Source organism: Desulfovibrio piger, assembly GCF_951793255.1.
GTDB lineage: Bacteria > Desulfobacterota > Desulfovibrionia > Desulfovibrionales > Desulfovibrionaceae > Desulfovibrio.
In genome coordinates this window covers 498,684-515,000 of record NZ_OX636706.1, presented here as the reverse complement: position 1 = coordinate 515,000, position 16,317 = coordinate 498,684, and the positions used below count along the sequence as shown (strand labels likewise).

Here is a 16,317-nt window from a genome sequence, read left to right as displayed (position 1 = left end):
AGACCCTGTGCACCTTTACTATAGCTTGACATTGGGATTTGAGCCTGCATGTGTAGCATAGGTGGGAGGCTGTGAACTCTGTACGCCAGTATGGAGGGAGCCATCGTTGAAATACCACCCTTGTTTGTTCAGGTCCCTAACTCCTTGCCGTGATCCGGTAGGAGGACAGTGTCTGGTGGGTAGTTTGACTGGGGCGGTCGCCTCCCAAAATGTAACGGAGGCATGCAAAGGTTCCCTCAGGCTGATTGGAAACCAGCCGTCGAGTGCAAACGCAAAAGGGAGCTTGACTGCAAGAGAGACATCTCGAGCAGGTACGAAAGTAGGTGTTAGTGATCCGGTGATCCCGAATGGAAGGGTCATCGCTCATTGGATAAAAGGTACGCCGGGGATAACAGGCTGATCGCATCCAAGAGTTCACATCGACGATGCGGTTTGGCACCTCGATGTCGGCTCATCACATCCTGGGGCTGAAGCAGGTCCCAAGGGTACGGCTGTTCGCCGTTTAAAGTGGTACGCGAGCTGGGTTTAAAACGTCGTGAGACAGTTTGGTCCCTATCTTCTGTGGGCGTAGGAGAATTGAAAGGGCCTGTCCCTAGTACGAGAGGACCGGGATGGACACACCACTGGTGGACCTGTTGTCGTGCCAACGGCACAGCAGGGTAGCTATGTGTGGAAGGGATAACCGCTGAAAGCATCTAAGCGGGAAGCCTGCCTTAAGATAAGTTCTCCCTGACGCAAGTCCTGAAGGGCCGAGGTAGACGACCTCGTTGATAGGCTGGAGGTGGAAGCTCTGTGAGGGGTGGAGCTGACCAGTACTAATAGCCCGTGCGTCTTGTTTCTCGAAAAAATCCTTCCACCCTATTTCAATAAATTTACCAAATTTCTTTGGTAGCCATAGAGGAGAGGGTACACCCGACCCCATTCCGAACTCGGAAGTTAAGCTCTCCATCGCCGATGATACTGCATAACGTCATGTGGGAAAGTAGGCCGCTGCCAAAGATTGTTCGAGACCCCCTTGCAGCTCTCAGCGCGAGGGGGTCTTTTTTTATCCCCGCTCCGCCGGGGATTTTTTTGTTTCGGGGACGGCAGGCGTCTGGAGATTTGAAGAGAGAACAGCGTGGGGGGAGGGAAACCTTTTTGGAAAAAGGTTCTCCCTCCCCGCGCCCCTCCCTTCCAAAAACTTTTGCCGCTGGGCCTGTGCGAGAATGGAAGAGCCTGTGAAGAAGAGCAGGCGGCTCCCATCTCCGAAGCTCTGTACCCGGGCAGCATGAAAATCTATGCCTTTTGAGGGCAGAAGGCGTTGGCGGAAAGGAGCGAAAAGGAATAGCTGGGGCGAGGCAGAGGCTATCCCGGGGGCAGCCTTGCCAACTGGTGCAGGCTTTCCGCTATGTGAGCCGTGAGCGCTGGGCGCCTGTGCTGAGGATTCCCTGCCCTTTTTTAGGGGCTGTACGCCTCGCAGATCTGCCATGTGTTTTGGGGAGTGCAGCTCGGAGATCGGCGTATCGTTGTCGTTTCAGATGGTTCTGCTCATGGGGGAATGCAGGGGCATGCGTTTCGCAGAGCCTTCATTCAAGACGCTACCAGAGAGCGCATGAGGCTGGCGCTCCTAGGCATGCATCACAGTGTGTTGCCATCGTCGCACAGGATGACGGACAGGCACAGCCCTGCTGGCACAGCGCTGCCGGGGTCAGCTGTTTTTTCTGCGCGTGCCCCACAGATAAAGCAGCGTAAGGCTGCCGCAGCCAAGCAGGATGCAGGCCAGCAGCAGGACAGGCCAGAGGCCGGTCGTCATCAGGTACCCTTCCAGGCCTGTATGCAAGGAGCCATCCCAGTCCACGAGACGGACAGGATGCAAGCGGGAGAGTACCCACAGGGCCGCCAACCCGCCCAGGCCGCAGCAGAACAGCAGCGTGCCCAGGATCAGGGGAAGGAGCCGGAGGTTGCGCACGGGCCCGGCAGGTGCCGGGCGCACGCTGTCTTCCGCAGGAGGGACAGGTTCGGGAATGAGCTCCCGGCCTGCGGGAGCGATGAGTTCATCAAGACTCGTCTGCAGCATGTCCCGCAGCAGGGCAAGCCGGTCGATGTCCGGGGACGACAGGCCTGTTTCCCATTTGGCAACGGACTGGCGCGAAACACCCATACGGGAGGCCAGTTCTTCCTGCGTTATGCCCATGGCTTTGCGTCGGCGCAGGATCTCCTGCCCAAGTCGGATCCGTGCGTTTTTCATAGGAAAGATTGCGGAGAGGAGAAAAAAAGAGGTGGCGCAAGGCCACCTCTTCGGCAGGCAAGATCTACTTCAGCTTTTCCAGCGCATCATCATAGAACTTGCACATATTTTCCAGATTCTGTTCCTGCTGGAGTTTCAGCAGTTGGGGCTGCAGTTCCTGCATGATCTTGGCGTAGCCCTGGGGGTCAGCCTGGGATTTTTTCTGGACGGCGGCAGCGAATTCGTTGGCTTTCTTCTGAGCTTCCTCAGGAGAGCAGGCAGCCGACGCGAGGGAGGTGGTGGACAGGAGCAGGGCGCAGGCCAGCAGGAGCCAAAGTTTTTTCATACATACCTCGATGCGTTGGACAGCGGTGCTGTCGGTTGATTCCCAAATGGGAATTTTTACCTAATCATACTTGCTCGCAGCAGGCAACCCATTATCGGTTGCAATCGGGCAACTTTGGGTTGCTTTTCGAAAAATCAAGGGTTGCGGGAGGTTGAAATAGATATTGCGCGATGTGTGCGGTAAGTTTTCGCCTTTGCGGAAAGAGGGGATCGGCAAAAGAAGCGCCTGGGGGGCGCGGCATTCGGGAGCCGGAGGTTTTCTTTTTGCCTGTAGAGCGGGGAGACAGCATGCCCTTGACGACGGGCGGCACTTACATCTAAAAAAATGGCCTACTGACCAAGTCAGGAATGTCTTGCGAGTGGCCAGGAGGCCGCTCCCGGTTTTTTGCCAAAGGAATGCATATGAAAAAGTTTACTCTCGCCGTCCACAGTCTCGGCAATATCGGTACCCGTGTGGTGGAAGCGGCCCTTGCCGCCCCTGATTGCCAGTGCCTCGGCGTGATCCGCCGTGCCGAATCCCTGGGCACGCAGAGCCATGCCCTGCGTGGCCTGCCCGAATTTGCCGATCTGGCCAGCCTGGAAGCTGCCCAGGGCCGCCCCGACGTCATCGCCCTGTGCGGGCCTTCGCGCAGCATCCCGGAAACGGCGGAAGCTTTTCTGAAGCAGGGTTACAATTGTGTGGACAGCTTCGACATCCACACCGAGATCCCCGCCACCGTGGCCCGTCTGGATGCCGCCGCCAAGGCCGGTAACAGCGTCAGCATCACGGCCGCCGGCTGGGACCCCGGCACGGACTCCGTGCTGCGCGCCCTGTTCGAAGCCATGGTGCCCCGCGGCACCACCTTCACCAACTTTGGCCGTGGCCGTTCCATGGGCCATTCCGTGGCTGCCCGCGCCATCAAGGGCGTGGCCGATGCCGTGTCCATCACCATCCCCGTGGGTGGCGGTCGCCATTCGCGCCTGGTCTATGTGGTGCTGGAAGAAGGTGAAAATCTGGCTGACGTGACGGCCCGCATCAAGGCCGACGATTACTTCGCCCACGATCCGCTGGACGTGCGCCAGTGCCGCGACCGCGAAGAACTGGCTTTCGTGGCCGACCAGTCCCACGGCGTGCTCATGGAGCGCACCGGTGCCTCCGGCATGACCGACAACCAGATCCTCAAGTTCGACATGCGCATCAACAACCCGGCCCTGACCGCTCAGGTGCTGGTCTCCTGCGCTCGCGCCACGACCCGCCTGCAGGCCGGCTGCCATACGCTCATCGAAGTGCCGCCCATCGCCATGCTGCGCGGTGAACGCATGGACATCATCTCCCGCATGGTCTAACGGGCCATAAGCGGTTCGACTCTTTGTCCCCTGTCGCTTTTGAGCGGCAGGGGATTTTTTTGTTTCAGGCAAGGCGGCGGAGGCAGCGGAAGCTTTTTGGATGGCTGACGCGCCCTGTTGCGGGGGAGGGAGTGTTGAAAACAGAGGGGGGGAACAGCAGCATCAGGAAAAAGAGCCCCTATACTGGAGATATGAAAAAGGCCTCCGCGCAGGCAGAGGCCCTGGGAAAAGGCACAGGAGAGGACAATAGAGTTGCGGAAGGGACCCGGCGGGGCCGGGAGCGGGGCGCATCCCCAAGGGGTTCGCTGACAGCCCGGATCGGGCCGGGAGCGGACTTCCAAGGGCATGATTATGACGCAGGCTGTGCCGGTCTTGGGCAGGACAGACACGCATTTTTCCAGACCTCACGGCCCGGAGGCTGCCTATTCTCCGGCGATCTGTCCCAGCAGCAGGGCTTGTTTGCGGGTCTCTCCGGTCAAAAAGCTCATGGAATTCAGACGGGCCATACTGCCGCCTTCGTTGGGCAGCTGCACCAGATCGGTGAAAGCTTCCTTGTACTGGACCCAGGCCCGCTGGCCTTTGAGTAGCTTGTCCGAGCAGGCCTTGGGATCACTGGAGCTTTTGCAGGCCTGCCGGGCCTTTTTGTAATTGGCATTGAGCCGGGCGTCCCAGTACTCGTAGGCCTGCTGCAGACAACCCAGCATCTCTGTGGTGACGCCGCCGCTCTGTTCCATGCAGCGATCGAAGCCCGGGGCCAGCTCATCTTCTTCGGCCATGGCCGGGGCCGCCAGAAAGAGCAGGGCCAGACAGCAAAGCAGAAGACGCAGTTTCGGCATGGATGACCTCCCATGATGTTTGCCGCCAGTATAGACGGCTTTTCCGGCCGGAGCAATGCTCCTGCGGCATTGGCTGTCCCTGCCCGGGATGACAGGAAGCGAGGGGGCTATGGGCACGGAGGAAAGGGAGGTATGGCCGGGGCGGGCCATGGGACGTGCGCGCTCCACAAGGCCGGGGAGCGGGAAAGGAAGTCCTCTTTTTGTAACTGCCGACCCCAGACGTGAGGACGGGGATCTGTCCGGGGGGGACGGAGAGAAAGGCGGGCCGGGCATGGGATCAGGTTGAAGGCAGGAAGGGCATCCGCCACCCGGCCCGGTATCTTGGCACGGTTGCAGCACAGGTCGCGCAGACCAGACATCGCCGGTACTGCGCGACCGTCATTTCCCGTGGTATGGCGCGACCGCCGAAAGGCTAGGCGCCGAGCCAGCCCCGGACTTCTTCCGCACTGGGGACGCGCCCCGTGCACATGATGCCGCCATCGATGACCACCGCAGGGGTGGCCAGCACGCCCAAGGCCATGATCTCCCGCAGGTCGGTGATTTTTTCCACCGTGGCGTCGCTGCCGGAAGCGGCCACCGCCTTGCTGACGATCTCGTACGCTTCGACACATTTGGAGCAACCGGGACCAAGGACTTTGATGATCATGATGCTGCCTCCTTTGGCAGGATATTGAGAGGAAGCGGCAGGGCGGGATGGGTGGGGCTGCCCTCCGCTACGATGCGGGGAGGACGTGTACGCCCCCTGCTTTGCCCCTGCCGTGACCGTTGTGATGCCGGAGCAAAGGCCCGTGCGGCATGAGGCACGGGTCCGCTTTACGTTAGAACAGCGTGAGCTGCAGGCTGTTGAACAGCCAGCCCACCAGGGTGAATATGACCAGCAACAGGCCCAGGAAAAGGGCCAGCAGCTGCCAGCGCATGACCTGCTTGAGCATGAGCATCTCGGGCAGGCTGGCGGCCACCGTGCTCATGCAGAAGGCCAGGGTGGTGCCCACGGGCAGGCCCTTGAGCAGCAGGCTCTCCATGATGGGCACCACGCCCGTGACATTGCTGTACAGGGGGATGCCCACCAGGACGGCCACCGGGACGGACCACCACTGCCCCTGGCCCAGATGGGCGGCAAACCAGTCCTGCGGCACAAAGCCGTGCAGGAGCGCCCCCAGACCCACGCCGATAATGACCCAGCGCCAGACGCGGCGGAAGATGCCGGTCATCTCGTCCCAGGCGAAACGGTGCCGTTCTTCCAGCCCCAGGCGGGTGTTGCGTTCATCCCGCGCCGCCTGGCCGGAGACCCCCAGCATGCCGCGCAGGAAGGGCTGCAACCAGCGTTCGGCGCGGAGCAGATCCAGCAGCCAGCCGCCCAGCATACCGGCCGCCATGCCGACGACCACATAGACCACGGTGAACTTCCAGCCCAGCAGGCCCCAGAGCAGGACCACGGCGATCTCGTTGATGAGCGGCGAGGTGATGAGGAAGGCCATGGTGATGCCCAGCGGGATGCGGGCCATGGTGAAGCCCAGGAAGAGCGGGATGCTGGAGCAGGAACAGAAGGGCGTGATGGCGCCGAACGTGGCCCCCAGCAGATAGCCGATGCCCCGGCCCTTGCCGGAAAGATAGTCGCGTACCCGCTCCACATGCAGCCCGGCCCGCAGCCAGCCGATGCAATAGACCATCAGCACCAGCAGGAGCAGGATCTTGGCGCTGTCATAGAGGAAGAATTCCAGGGCCAGGCCCGGGGCCCCGCCGGGCGTCAGGGAGAGCAGGTCGAAGGTCAGCCAGGTGGCCAGCGGCTGGATGGATACATACAGGCCCGTCCAGGCCAGCAGCACGGCCAGCAGGGTCAGGGCGTAACGCGGGGCGGAAAAAGGACGCGGCGAGGAAGGGCTCTTGCCCATAAATATTCCTTATTGGCAAAATTGCCAAATTTGAGAGTAAAAAAAATCCCGCCGCAGCGGGCCTGCCTATTTGTTCCGCAGCATGTCCATCTGGCTCAGGATGCGCTTTTCCAGCAGCTGGCCGGTACAGGCCAGGAACTGGTCCAGGCAGCAGAGGGCAAGGCTGTAATAGATGTTCACGCCCTGCTTGCGCCGGGTGACCACACCGGCATCACGCAGGACAGCCAGATGCTTGGAGATGGTGGACATGTCGTCCCCCACCAGGGCCTGCAGGTCACAGACGCATTTTTCACCGTCGCGCAGGGCATCGACCATCAGCAGACGGCTGGGATGGCCCAGGGCTTTGAAGATCCGGGCCTGTGCCTCGATGAATTCCTTGTTGTGCTGCATGTTGTCCCTTTATTTGGTCATTTGGCAAAGTATTCCTGAAAGGCCTTCCTGTCAAGATGGTGCAGGAAAGCCGTGCCCAGGTCAACGCCGCCGGGGGGCCCGGCGCCAACAGACCGGCGGCAAGGCGCAAAAAAAGGCGGCCATGCGGGAAGGCCCGCATGCCGCCGTCCGTCATCACCGGGCGGAGAGGCATCCTCCTCCGCCCCGGCGGGATGAAAAAAGCGTTACTTCCACTGGATGCGGTGCACCGTGGCCGGGCCGTATTCCACCGTACGCGCATAGCGGATGGCAGGCTCGCCCAGCAGCATGGCGTACTGGAAGCTGTGGGTCTCGGGCAGGCCCAGTTCGGGCAGGAGTTCGGGCAGCATGAGCTGCAGACACCAGTAGAGCAGGCCGCACCAGGTGGTGCCCAGCCCCAGGCTCTGGGCGTAGAGCTCCATGTACGAAAGATAGATGAGCGGATCCTGCTCCTGGCAGGGAGCGTCCTTGGCATTGCCCACCAGAACGAAGTGGGGCGCGCCGCGGAAGATGCCGTCGATGCCCTGTTCCTTCCACAGGCGCGGTGCCGCGGCGAAGAAAGCCGTGCGGCGGCACTGGGGCAGGGCATTGTGAAGGGCCTTGTCCGCCAGGCGGGCATAGACGTCCTCACGGAAGGCCTGCATGCGGTCCATGTCGTCCATGACGCCTACCCAGAGCTTGCGGGCATTGACGCCGGTGGGGGCGTGGGCGCTCACGTCCAGCACCTGCTGCAGCAGGGCCGGGTCCACGTTTTCCGGCCGGTACTGGCGCACGGAGCGGCGGCCCTTGATGAGGTTCTCCAGCTGTTCGGGCTGGGGCCAGGCATTGAGGATGCGACGGGAGGCGTCAGGGTTGTGTCCGTCCACGCTGATGGCGCCCGTGGGGCAGAGGGCCAGGCAGTGGTGGCAGTGCATGCACAGGCGTTCGTCCTTGATGTAGGGGTGGCCTTCCTCGTCCATGCCCAGCGCGCGGGGCAGACAGTCGGAAAGGCACAGGCCGCAGGAGACACAGCGGTCGGTATCCACGGAAAACTGCATGATGATGTCCTTTGAAAAAAAGAACCTGCCGCAGGGGCAGGCAGGGGAGGCCGCCGGTGCCGGGGCCCGCCGGGGCAAAAGAAAGAAGGGAGGGGCTGCCGCCCCTCCCCGCAGGTTCGCCGGAAAACTAGCCGCGATAGATGATGTGCTCGCGCACGTCGGCCAGGGAAGCGCAGCCGGTGAGCAACATGGCCTGCACCAGCTGGCCCTGCATCTGCTGCCAGTACTTGGTCACGCCTTCCACACCGCCGCCGATGGCCGCGATGCAGAGCGGGCGGCCCACCAGCACGGCGTCGGCGCCCAGGGCCAGCATCTTGAGCACGTCCACGCCGTCACGCACGGCGCCGTCGGCCAGGATGGTGATCTTGCCGCGCACGGCATCGGCGATGGCGGGCAGCACGGTGGCGGTGCCGGGGCAGTGGTCCAGCACGCGGCCGCCGTGGTTGGAGACCACGATGGCGTCGCAGCCGGCGTCGATGGCGCGATGGGCGTCGTCGGGGGTCATGATGCCCTTGACGATGAACTTGCGGCCCATGTCATGCACATAGCGCACCACGGTCTCCAGTTCCGTCACGGACATGGGCATGACCGGGCGGCCCATCTTGCGCAGGGTGATGAGACCGGCGGCGTCCACGTCCACGCCCAGGATGGGGCTGCCGTCGGCCAGCACGCGGTCGATCTTTTCGAACAGTTCCTTGCCTTCCCAGGGCTTGATGAAGGGGATGCCGTGGCCGTTGCAGGCCTTCAGGGCCTTGACGGCGGCGTCGATGATGAAGGGCGGCACGCCGTCACCGGTACAGCCGATGACACCGGCGGCGCGGCTGCCTTCCAGGATGGCGAAGATGTAGTCGTCTTCGCTCATGGCATCGCTCATGTTGAAAGAGACGCCGCCGATGGGGGCCGCCATGACGGGGAAGCTCAGGTCGATGCCCAGGATGGTGCAGTTGGTGCGGGGCTCGCGGGCGTCGTGCAGGGCCGTCATGTTGAGTTTGCAGGCATTGAGGGCTTCGCGGTTGTTGCGGAAGCTGGCACCGGTGCCCAGGCCGCCCATGCCGGGCACTTCACCGGAGCAGGCCTTGCCATCGCAAACGGGGCAGACGCGGCAGTGACCCTTCATGCGCTCGCGCGCGGCAGCTCTGATCTCTTTCATGGGATGACTCCTTTATGACAGGAATGGTTGTGTTCGGAGCAGGCGCTCCCGGATACGGAGCGCAGCATGGGCAGTATAGGTCAGGGCAGGGGACTTGTCATCCGTTGGAGGATGACATATGTTGTGAAAAAAATAACATGATGGCGGGGCCTGCCATATTTTCCTGTACAGCGGCCATTTTCCGTGCTAGTTGCGACAGCAACAAAAGTTTGGCGAAAAAATAAATTCGGGCCCCCTGCAGGAAATTCGGGGAATTTGGGCAAAAAAATATGCAAATCCAGCGTATTGCATTGCCATTTTTGAATTTGTTTTTTCCTCAAAAAAAAGATGGATTTTTCATAAAAAATTTCATAAAAAATAACCAGCCCAACGGATGGCCCCATTCCAAGATCCATGGAGAAAAATCTTCGTGAATTTTGGAGCAAACACTTGACGGCAGAGCAGGCTCTGCGTAATCTCGTTTCGTGCGTGGCTGTTTGTTTGGTCAAACAGTATTTTCTCCAGTGCGGCACGGCCCGCCAGACTCCGTGCCGCATTTTTCACCTCTGGCGACGCATACTTCTAGAGCGCACCACGCAGCCGTGGCCCTTCCTCCTCATGGCCCGGCGCTCCCCCGCCCGGTTCCGGGCGGGTTTTTTTTATGCCATCCGTCCGCCGTTCCCTTCTTCGGGGCCTGCTTGCGCCCCGTGCTGCCTCGCGCTATGCTGACCGGGCCTTTCGGCATAACCCAAGCCCGGCGGCGGCAAGCCGTTTCCTATGGATATTCATGATATTCGCGCCAAACTGGCAAAGGATGAACCCACCATCGGCACCTGGCTGCAGCTGCCTTCCGCCGATGTGGCGGAGCTGATGGCCCGTGCCGGCTATGACTGGGTGGCGGTGGACATGGAGCATGGTTCCTTCGGCCGCACCGGCCTGCCCGACATCTTCCGTGCCATCCAGTGCGGCGGGGCTGCGCCCTTTGCCCGTTTGCCCATCGCTTCCAAGACCGCCATCAAGGCCGCGCTGGAGGCGGGCGCACAGGGCCTGATCTTTCCCATGATAGAGAGCCGGGAACAGCTGGACCAGGCCATCAGCTGGGCCACGTATCCCGGCCACGACGACGGCCGTCGGGACGGAGAGCCCCTGCGCGAGAACCGCGGCGTGGGCTTTTGCCGGGCCAATGCCTTCGGCAGGGATTTCGATGCCTACATGCGGGATACGGCGCCCCGGATCTTCCTGGTGGCCCAGATCGAGCACATCCGCGCCGTGGAAGAGCTGGACGCCATCCTTTCCCAGCCGCGTCTGGATGCCATCATGGTGGGCCCCTATGACCTTTCCGGCTCCATGGGCCTGACGGGGCAGTTCGACCATCCTGATTTCAAGGCCGTCATGGCCCGCATCCATGAGGCCTGCCGGCGGCATCATGCCCGCATGGGCCTGCATGTGGTGCAGCCCGACCCCGAGGAGTTGCGCCGTCAGGTGGCGGCGGGCTGCCGCTTCATCGCCTACGGCATCGATTCGGTCTTCCTCTGGCAGGCGGCCGCACGGCCCGCCGGAGCGTAGGGCAGGGCATCGGGAGGAAGGCCGTGAAGGTGACTGTTTTCGGCGGTTCCGGTTTTTTGGGATCGCATATCTGTGACAAGCTCTCCGATGCCGGGCACGACGTGACCATCGTGGACGTGCGTCCTTCTCCCTGGCTGCGTGACGACCAGAAGGTGGTGGTGGGCAGCATCCTGGACGAGGACTGCGTGCAGGCCGCCGTGGAAGGGGCCGAGGTGGTCTTCAACTACGCGGGCATCGCCGACATCGGCGAAGCCAACGAGCGCCCCGTGGATACGGCCCGCCTCAACGTGGTGGGCAACGTCATGGTCCTGGAGGCCTGCCGTCGGGCCGGTACCGGGCGCTACATCTTTGCCAGCTCGCTCTATGTCTACGGCAAGTCCGGCGGCTTCTACCGGTGCAGCAAGCAGGCCTGCGAGATCTACATCGAGAATTACCAGGCCATGTACGGCCTGCCGTATACCATCCTGCGCTACGGTTCCCTGTACGGCCCCCGTGCCGACATGCGCAATGCCATCCACCGCTTCGTGCACGAGGCCCTGACCACGGGCAGCATCACCTATTACGGGACGCCCACGGCCCTGCGCGAGTACATGCATGTGGACGATGCCTCCTCCGCCACCCTCCATGTCCTGGGGCCGGAGTTCGCCAACCAGAACATCATCATCTCCGGCAACCAGCCCATGCGCGTGGCCGATCTGTTCAGGATGATCGGCGAGATGCTGGGCAAGGAGCTGGAGATCAGATACCAGAACGACCCCAACAGCGGGCATTATCAGGTGACGCCCTATGCCTTCATGCCCCGGATGGGCCGCAAGCTGGTGCCGCCGCTGACCGTCGACCTGGGGCAGGGCATCCTGCGCGTCATGGAAGAGGAACACCGCCAGATCCACCCGGAATTGCAGAGCCAGGGCGGCTATCTGGTATCCACCGACGACTGAGGCCGCACGTTTTCCGGCGGCCTGCCTGCCGGTGCCACCGGCGTGTGCCCGGCTCCGGGCTTTTCCCATGCGGCGCCAGGCCCGTCCCGGTCATGAAACGTCCGCCGGGGGCCGCGCCCGTCTTCCCGTCATCCCCTTGCCGGGCAGTCCCTGCCCAGGGAGAAGTTATGAACATCATCGCCATCATCCCCGCCCGCATGGGCTCCAGCCGCTTTCCCGGCAAACCTCTGGCCCTGATCCACGGTGTGCCCATGGTGGGCCATGTGGCCTTCCGCACGGCCATGAGCCGCTGCCTTTCCGCCACCTATGTGGCCACCTGTGACACGGTCATCGAAGACTACTGCAAGGAGGCGGGCCTTGCGTGCGTCATGACCGGCGACCATCATGTGCGCTGTTCCACCCGCACGGCCGAGGCCCTGCTCAAGATCGAGGCGGCCACGGGCCGGAAGGCGGACATCGTGGTCATGGTGCAGGGGGACGAGCCCATGGTGCTGCCCGGCATGATCGACGCCGCTGTGGAACCCATGCTCAAGGATCCTTCCATCAATGTGGTCAACCTGATGGCCGACATGGACACCCTGGAAGAGTTCGAGGACCCCAATGAGGTGAAGGTCGTGGTGGACCGCAACAGCGATGCCCTTTACTTCTCGCGCGAGCCCATCCCCTCCCGCAAAAAGGGGGCCGACAAGGTGCCCATGCGCAAGCAGGTCTGCATCATCCCCTTCCGCCGTGACTACCTGATCCGCTTCAACGAGATGGAGGAAAGCCCGCTGGAGATCTGCGAGTCCGTGGACATGATGCGCATCCTCGAACATGGGGAAAAAGTCCGCATGGTGCCCACCGATGCCCGCACCTGGAGCGTGGATACCCCTGAAGACCTGGCCCGCGTGACGCGGCTCATGGAAGGGGATGCCCTCATGCGGGAGTACGCGAAGTAGATGGATCTGCCGTCCCGCCTCCGGGCTGCCTGGGAAGAGCTCTGGATAGCCTGTTTCGCCTGGATACCCACGCCGCTGGGCCTGGCCCTGCGCTGGCTGGCCTGGCGCTGGCTCTTTGCCGGCTGCGGTTCGGTACGCTTCGGCACGGGCCTGAGCTTCGTGGGCTGTCGCCACATGCGGCTGGGCGATGCCGTCCGTCTGGGGCGGGGCTGCATCATCACGGCCGGGGACGGCGAACTTGTCCTGGGCGACCGCGTGTCCATCTCGCCCTATGCCCATGTGGCGGCCGACGGCGGGCGCATCGTCATGGGCAGGCATGTGGCCGTGGGCCCCGGCACGGTGCTGCGGGCCGCCAACCACTGTTTTTCCCGGCATGATGTGCCCATCCTGCAACAGGGGCACCATCCGGGCGAGATCGTCATCGGGGACGATGTCTGGATCGGGGCCAACTGCGTCATCACGCCCGACGTGCATATCGGCCGGGGCGCTGTGGTGGGCGCGGGCGCCGTGGTCACCCGTGATGTGGCTCCCTTCACCATCGTGGGCGGTGTCCCGGCACGTCCCATCGGTCACCGCGACCGCAGCGGATGCCCGGAACGCCGGTAGCCCCGGGGCGGGAGTGCCCGGCGTCCCCGCATCCCCGGTATTTTTCCTGACCGGCAGGCGGTGTGTGCCGTCTTCCGGCTCCGGCCCGCAAGGCTCGCCCGCTTTGGCGGCGGGGCGCGGGCCTGTCCCCGTATCCTTCCTGTACGGCGTCGTCCCCGGCGGCGCGAACAAGGAGTCTGCATGGCCCTGAAATGTCTTGTTTTCGACTGTGACGGCGTGATCCTCGACAGCGTGCCGGTCAAGACGCGCGCCTTTGCCCGTCTGGCCGAGCCCTACGGCGAGGAGGCCCGCGACCGCTTCGTCATGTACCATACCGTGCACGGCGGCGTGAGCCGTTACAAAAAATTCGAATGGTTCTTCCGCGAGATCCTGGACAGGGAGATCACGCCCGCCGAGTCCGAGGAGTGGGGCAGGCGCTTTGCCGAATACGCCCTGGACGAAGTGCGCCGCTGCGAGCTCATCCCCGGCATCGCCCGGGTGCTGGAACACTGGCAGGGCAAACTGCCGCTCTATGTCTGCTCCGGCGCACCGCACGAAGAACTGAACTTCATCCTCAAGGAACGCGGCCTGGACAGCTGCTTTACGGGCATCTACGGCTCGCCGCCGTCCAAGGCCAAGCTGCTGGCCATGATCGTGGACAAGGCCTGCGTCCTGCCTGACGAGGTGCTCATGGTGGGCGACGCCTCCACGGACCGCAATGCCGCCGAAGAGGTGGGCACCCTGTTCTACGGCACCGGGCCTGATCTCAGGGGCGGGGATTTCCCCAGGGGGCCTGATCTGACCGGGCTCGATGCCTGGATCGCGGAGCATGTGGAATGATGCGGCGTCCCGTTCGTTTTCTGTGGCTGGTGTGCCTCATGGCACTGGCTTTCGGCCTGAGTGCCTGTCAGGAAGAGAGCGTCCCCAAAGCGGCGCTGGACAAGGAGACCGCGTCCGCCGTGGTGGCGAAGGCCGCCGCCGGTCTGCAGGCGCCGGAGGCTCCGGCCCCGGCAGAGGAAGCGGCCGCGGCCGCCAGGGTGCTGGATGCCGGTAATGCCGTCTGGCGCTGGGCCGATGTGGCGGGCATCCATGCCGGTCATCTGCTGCGGCAGGCCGAGGACTATATGCGTACCTGGCTGCTGGGCAAGGAGCCGCAGCGCCCTGCGGAGCTGGACGACAGGCCCGCTGTGGAAAGATCCGTGTGGGGCGAGGCCGATGCCGCCCGTTTGCGGGATCTGATGGCCACCATGCGGCGGACGCTGACCAGCATGGAAAAGCTGGGCACGGCGTTCCGCAAGTACGCCCTGGACGACAGCATCGTGGACGACGGCGCGCAGGGCAAGAAGCTGCTGCGTCGCCTGCAGGACGCGCATGCCGAGTTTTCCAGGGCCCGTGATGCCCTGCTGGTGCTGGTGCGTGACCGCAGCCGCCAGGCCGAGGACGTGCTGCTTCAGGGCAATCCGCTGAAAGAAGCCATCAGCTCGGCCCGCTTCCTGTTCAGCCGCTTCCTGCTGGGCGGCATCCTGCTGCGCGAGGGCAATCCCGACACCGTGGCCGTGGCGGGCTGGCGCAAGGAGATGGAAGAGGCCCTGGCCGTGGCCCGTAGCCACACCCGGGGCATGACGGAAGAAGAGCGGCGTCTCTGGCAGGCTTTTCTGGACAAGGCCGATCTCTTCCCCCGCACCGTGGCCCAGGGACAGGAGGATGCGTTCAGCAATGCGACGCGCCGCCAGCTCAATCTGGTGCTGCAGGAAGCCCAGGAAGCCTATAATGCGTTCGTGGAAGCCCATAACAGGCGGGATGCCGCATCCCGGTAGATGCTGACGACGCCCCCAAGGACAGCCCCCTGCCGGGAGGATGGCTACAGAAGAAGGACGTCCTGCTACTGCGGGGCGTCCTTTTTTTGCTGGTGCGGAGGCTCCGGCCCTTCCCGGGCGTAGAGCGATGGAGACAGGCTGCGGGAAACGCGCCAGGCAAAGGGGGGCGGCCGGTCTCCGGGGAACGGCCGCTGCCCGCTATCGGGACCGTCGGGCATGAAGAACGGCAGAATGCCGTTTTCAGGATACCGGCATATCATTCCAGATAGTGGAAAATAAGGAAGCTCTTTCCCGGAAAGGAAAAGGGCAGGGCATTCGCCTGCCTGCCGGGAATCAGCGGGACAAAACAAAAGACCACCCGCCGGCGGGTGGTCTTTCTATGTTCAGGGAGGCAGACAGGGCTTAGTCCGGGTACTCCACATGGGCCAGGGCCAGGCCCTGCGGCGGGGCCGTGGGGCTGGGCAGGGCGCGGCGGTCGGCGGCCTCAAGGATGGCGGGGATCTGGTCGGGGCGCAGCTTGTGGCGGCCGCAGGCGGCCAGCAGTCCGGCCATGTTACGGACCATCTGCTTCAAAAAACCGTTGGCCGTGACGGTCAGGCGCAGGCAGGGCAGGTAGGGCGGCATGAACTCCACGGGCGGCAGTTCCGTCAGTGTGGCGGCCTGGAGCTCGCGCACCGTGCTTTCCATCTCGGTGCCCGCGTTCTGGAAGCTGGCGAAGTCATGCCTGCCCAGCAAAAAGGGCAGGGCCGCGCGCATGGCCCCGGCGTCCAGGGGGCCGCTGCGCCAGACGAAGGGCGCCAGCCGGGGCGGCACGAAGCCTTTCTCCTGCCAGAAGTCATACACATAGGTCTTGCGCAGGGCGCTGATGCGGGCATGGAAGTCGGGGGCGGCCTCCTGCCAGTGCAGGACGCGCACGTCCGCAGGCAGCAGGGCATTGAGGGCGTGACGCCAGTCCAGACCGGGGCGGCGGGGCACATCGCAATGGGCCACCTGACCGTGGGCATGGACGCCCGCATCGGTGCGACCGGAGCCGAACACGCGCACGGGTCGCCCGGCGATGCGGCCCACGGCGGCTTCCACGGCGGCCTGCACGGTGGGCGGCGGGGTGGGGATGTCCTGGATCTGCCAGCCGCAGTAACGGCTGCCGTCATAGGCCAGCAACAGCCTGAGACGCATGGTGGAAGAAATGTCCGGCATGGAGGCTTTGGGGTTGATGTGGAAGGAAAGAAGGGCGGCGGGGCCGCAGCCCGGCCTGGTGACGGTCAGGTGCCTGCCCGGAAGCCTTTTCCCGCAG

At 63.4% G+C, this 16,317-nt stretch carries 17 protein-coding genes and 2 rRNA genes (1 of these 19 cut by a window edge); 9 read left to right on the top strand and 10 right to left on the bottom strand.

What is annotated here, in order from left to right; all coding sequences use genetic code 11:
* Together Q4I12_RS02600 and rrf are read left to right on the top strand one after the other, a co-directional pair.
* Positions 1 to 840: ribosomal RNA gene (locus tag Q4I12_RS02600) — 23S ribosomal RNA — on the top strand; it begins 2,093 nt to the left of the window's first position.
* A gap of 44 nt (positions 841 to 884) precedes the next feature.
* Positions 885 to 999 (top strand): 5S ribosomal RNA (gene rrf, locus Q4I12_RS02595).
* 688 nt (positions 1,000 to 1,687) lie between these two features.
* Here the strand turns inward: rrf and Q4I12_RS02590 are convergent.
* The gene (locus Q4I12_RS02590) at positions 1,688 to 2,227 is read right to left on the bottom strand and encodes a helix-turn-helix domain-containing protein (protein WP_302260443.1); all 540 of its coding nucleotides are present in this window, start codon (positions 2,225 to 2,227) and stop codon (positions 1,688 to 1,690) included.
* Positions 2,228 to 2,291: 64 nt separating this feature from the next.
* Positions 2,292 to 2,552 (bottom strand): BTB/POZ domain-containing protein KCTD2, encoded by a 261-nt coding sequence (locus Q4I12_RS02585; protein ID WP_204625335.1) that lies wholly within the window; start codon positions 2,550 to 2,552, stop codon positions 2,292 to 2,294.
* Between the two features lie 401 nt (positions 2,553 to 2,953).
* On the opposite strand from Q4I12_RS02585, the gene Q4I12_RS02580 reads away from it, so the two are divergent.
* Positions 2,954 to 3,877 (top strand): diaminopimelate dehydrogenase, encoded by a 924-nt coding sequence (locus tag Q4I12_RS02580; protein WP_168935173.1) that lies wholly within the window; start codon positions 2,954 to 2,956, stop codon positions 3,875 to 3,877.
* Between the two features lie 422 nt (positions 3,878 to 4,299).
* On the opposite strand, the gene Q4I12_RS02575 is transcribed toward Q4I12_RS02580, so the two are convergent.
* The 7 genes from Q4I12_RS02575 to Q4I12_RS02545 all read right to left on the bottom strand — a co-directional run bounded on the left by Q4I12_RS02575 (position 4,300) and on the right by Q4I12_RS02545 (position 9,595).
* Complete coding sequence (locus Q4I12_RS02575) at positions 4,300 to 4,713, bottom strand: lysozyme inhibitor LprI family protein (protein ID WP_300706175.1); 414 nt, start codon at positions 4,711 to 4,713, stop codon at positions 4,300 to 4,302.
* A 412-nt stretch (positions 4,714 to 5,125) separates the two neighbouring features.
* Positions 5,126 to 5,359: a thioredoxin family protein gene (locus Q4I12_RS02570; RefSeq protein ID WP_006009027.1), complete on the bottom strand. Its 234-nt coding sequence runs from the start codon at positions 5,357 to 5,359 to the stop codon at positions 5,126 to 5,128.
* A 172-nt stretch (positions 5,360 to 5,531) separates the two neighbouring features.
* A complete protein-coding gene (locus Q4I12_RS02565; protein ID WP_302260441.1) occupies positions 5,532 to 6,605 on the bottom strand; it encodes a permease in 1,074 nt (357 codons plus the stop codon).
* 66 nt (positions 6,606 to 6,671) lie between these two features.
* Entirely contained in the window at positions 6,672 to 6,995 is a 324-nt protein-coding gene (locus Q4I12_RS02560) for an ArsR/SmtB family transcription factor (protein WP_168935170.1), read from the bottom strand.
* A 224-nt stretch (positions 6,996 to 7,219) separates the two neighbouring features.
* Complete coding sequence (locus Q4I12_RS02555) at positions 7,220 to 8,050, bottom strand: nitroreductase family protein (RefSeq protein ID WP_204625339.1); 831 nt, start codon at positions 8,048 to 8,050, stop codon at positions 7,220 to 7,222.
* A 127-nt stretch (positions 8,051 to 8,177) separates the two neighbouring features.
* Positions 8,178 to 9,200: an alpha-hydroxy-acid oxidizing protein gene (locus Q4I12_RS02550; protein ID WP_006009040.1), complete on the bottom strand. Its 1,023-nt coding sequence runs from the start codon at positions 9,198 to 9,200 to the stop codon at positions 8,178 to 8,180.
* Positions 9,201 to 9,280: 80 nt separating this feature from the next.
* Complete coding sequence (locus Q4I12_RS02545; RefSeq protein ID WP_289616200.1) at positions 9,281 to 9,595, bottom strand: hypothetical protein; 315 nt, start codon at positions 9,593 to 9,595, stop codon at positions 9,281 to 9,283.
* A 361-nt stretch (positions 9,596 to 9,956) separates the two neighbouring features.
* Here Q4I12_RS02545 and Q4I12_RS02540 point away from each other — a divergent pair, with 361 nt between their 5' ends.
* The 6 genes from Q4I12_RS02540 to Q4I12_RS02515 all read left to right on the top strand — a co-directional run bounded on the left by Q4I12_RS02540 (position 9,957) and on the right by Q4I12_RS02515 (position 15,023).
* Positions 9,957 to 10,745, top strand: coding sequence for an HpcH/HpaI aldolase family protein (locus Q4I12_RS02540; RefSeq protein ID WP_289616201.1), 789 nt, complete (start codon positions 9,957 to 9,959; stop codon positions 10,743 to 10,745).
* Positions 10,746 to 10,768: 23 nt separating this feature from the next.
* Positions 10,769 to 11,683: an NAD-dependent epimerase/dehydratase family protein gene (locus tag Q4I12_RS02535; RefSeq protein ID WP_302260437.1), complete on the top strand. Its 915-nt coding sequence runs from the start codon at positions 10,769 to 10,771 to the stop codon at positions 11,681 to 11,683.
* Positions 11,684 to 11,850: 167 nt separating this feature from the next.
* A complete protein-coding gene (locus Q4I12_RS02530; RefSeq protein ID WP_302260436.1) occupies positions 11,851 to 12,621 on the top strand; it encodes a 3-deoxy-manno-octulosonate cytidylyltransferase in 771 nt (256 codons plus the stop codon).
* The gene (locus Q4I12_RS02525) at positions 12,622 to 13,227 is read left to right on the top strand and encodes an acyltransferase (RefSeq protein ID WP_297137584.1); all 606 of its coding nucleotides are present in this window, start codon (positions 12,622 to 12,624) and stop codon (positions 13,225 to 13,227) included.
* A 180-nt stretch (positions 13,228 to 13,407) separates the two neighbouring features.
* Complete coding sequence (locus Q4I12_RS02520; protein WP_302260435.1) at positions 13,408 to 14,046, top strand: HAD family hydrolase; 639 nt, start codon at positions 13,408 to 13,410, stop codon at positions 14,044 to 14,046.
* Positions 14,047 to 14,084: 38 nt separating this feature from the next.
* A complete protein-coding gene (locus Q4I12_RS02515; RefSeq protein WP_302260433.1) occupies positions 14,085 to 15,023 on the top strand; it encodes a hypothetical protein in 939 nt (312 codons plus the stop codon).
* Between the two features lie 402 nt (positions 15,024 to 15,425).
* Here Q4I12_RS02515 and truA read toward each other — a convergent pair whose 3' ends face one another.
* Positions 15,426 to 16,220 carry a tRNA pseudouridine(38-40) synthase TruA gene (gene truA / locus Q4I12_RS02510; protein ID WP_204625345.1) on the bottom strand — a complete coding sequence of 265 codons (795 nt, stop codon included), beginning with the start codon at positions 16,218 to 16,220 and terminating at the stop codon, positions 15,426 to 15,428.
* Between the last annotated feature and the right edge of the window lie 97 nt (positions 16,221 to 16,317).

Coding starts and splice junctions, on each gene's coding strand:
- Q4I12_RS02565 (WP_302260441.1), bottom strand. CDS start 6,605: ATGGGCAAGAGCCCTTCCTCGCCGCGTCCTTTTTCCGCCCCGCGTTAC.
- Q4I12_RS02560 (WP_168935170.1), bottom strand. CDS start 6,995: ATGCAGCACAACAAGGAATTCATCGAGGCACAGGCCCGGATCTTCAAA.
- Q4I12_RS02580 (WP_168935173.1), top strand. CDS start 2,954: ATGAAAAAGTTTACTCTCGCCGTCCACAGTCTCGGCAATATCGGTACC.
- Q4I12_RS02555 (WP_204625339.1), bottom strand. CDS start 8,050: ATGCAGTTTTCCGTGGATACCGACCGCTGTGTCTCCTGCGGCCTGTGC.
- Q4I12_RS02525 (WP_297137584.1), top strand. CDS start 12,622: ATGGATCTGCCGTCCCGCCTCCGGGCTGCCTGGGAAGAGCTCTGGATA.
- Q4I12_RS02515 (WP_302260433.1), top strand. CDS start 14,085: ATGGCACTGGCTTTCGGCCTGAGTGCCTGTCAGGAAGAGAGCGTCCCC.
- truA (WP_204625345.1), bottom strand. CDS start 16,220: ATGCCGGACATTTCTTCCACCATGCGTCTCAGGCTGTTGCTGGCCTAT.
- Q4I12_RS02575 (WP_300706175.1), bottom strand. CDS start 4,713: ATGCCGAAACTGCGTCTTCTGCTTTGCTGTCTGGCCCTGCTCTTTCTG.
- Q4I12_RS02540 (WP_289616201.1), top strand. CDS start 9,957: ATGGATATTCATGATATTCGCGCCAAACTGGCAAAGGATGAACCCACC.
- Q4I12_RS02590 (WP_302260443.1), bottom strand. CDS start 2,227: ATGAAAAACGCACGGATCCGACTTGGGCAGGAGATCCTGCGCCGACGC.
- Q4I12_RS02570 (WP_006009027.1), bottom strand. CDS start 5,359: ATGATCATCAAAGTCCTTGGTCCCGGTTGCTCCAAATGTGTCGAAGCG.
- Q4I12_RS02550 (WP_006009040.1), bottom strand. CDS start 9,200: ATGAAAGAGATCAGAGCTGCCGCGCGCGAGCGCATGAAGGGTCACTGC.
- Q4I12_RS02530 (WP_302260436.1), top strand. CDS start 11,851: ATGAACATCATCGCCATCATCCCCGCCCGCATGGGCTCCAGCCGCTTT.
- Q4I12_RS02520 (WP_302260435.1), top strand. CDS start 13,408: ATGGCCCTGAAATGTCTTGTTTTCGACTGTGACGGCGTGATCCTCGAC.
- Q4I12_RS02585 (WP_204625335.1), bottom strand. CDS start 2,552: ATGAAAAAACTTTGGCTCCTGCTGGCCTGCGCCCTGCTCCTGTCCACC.
- Q4I12_RS02545 (WP_289616200.1), bottom strand. CDS start 9,595: ATGGATCTTGGAATGGGGCCATCCGTTGGGCTGGTTATTTTTTATGAA.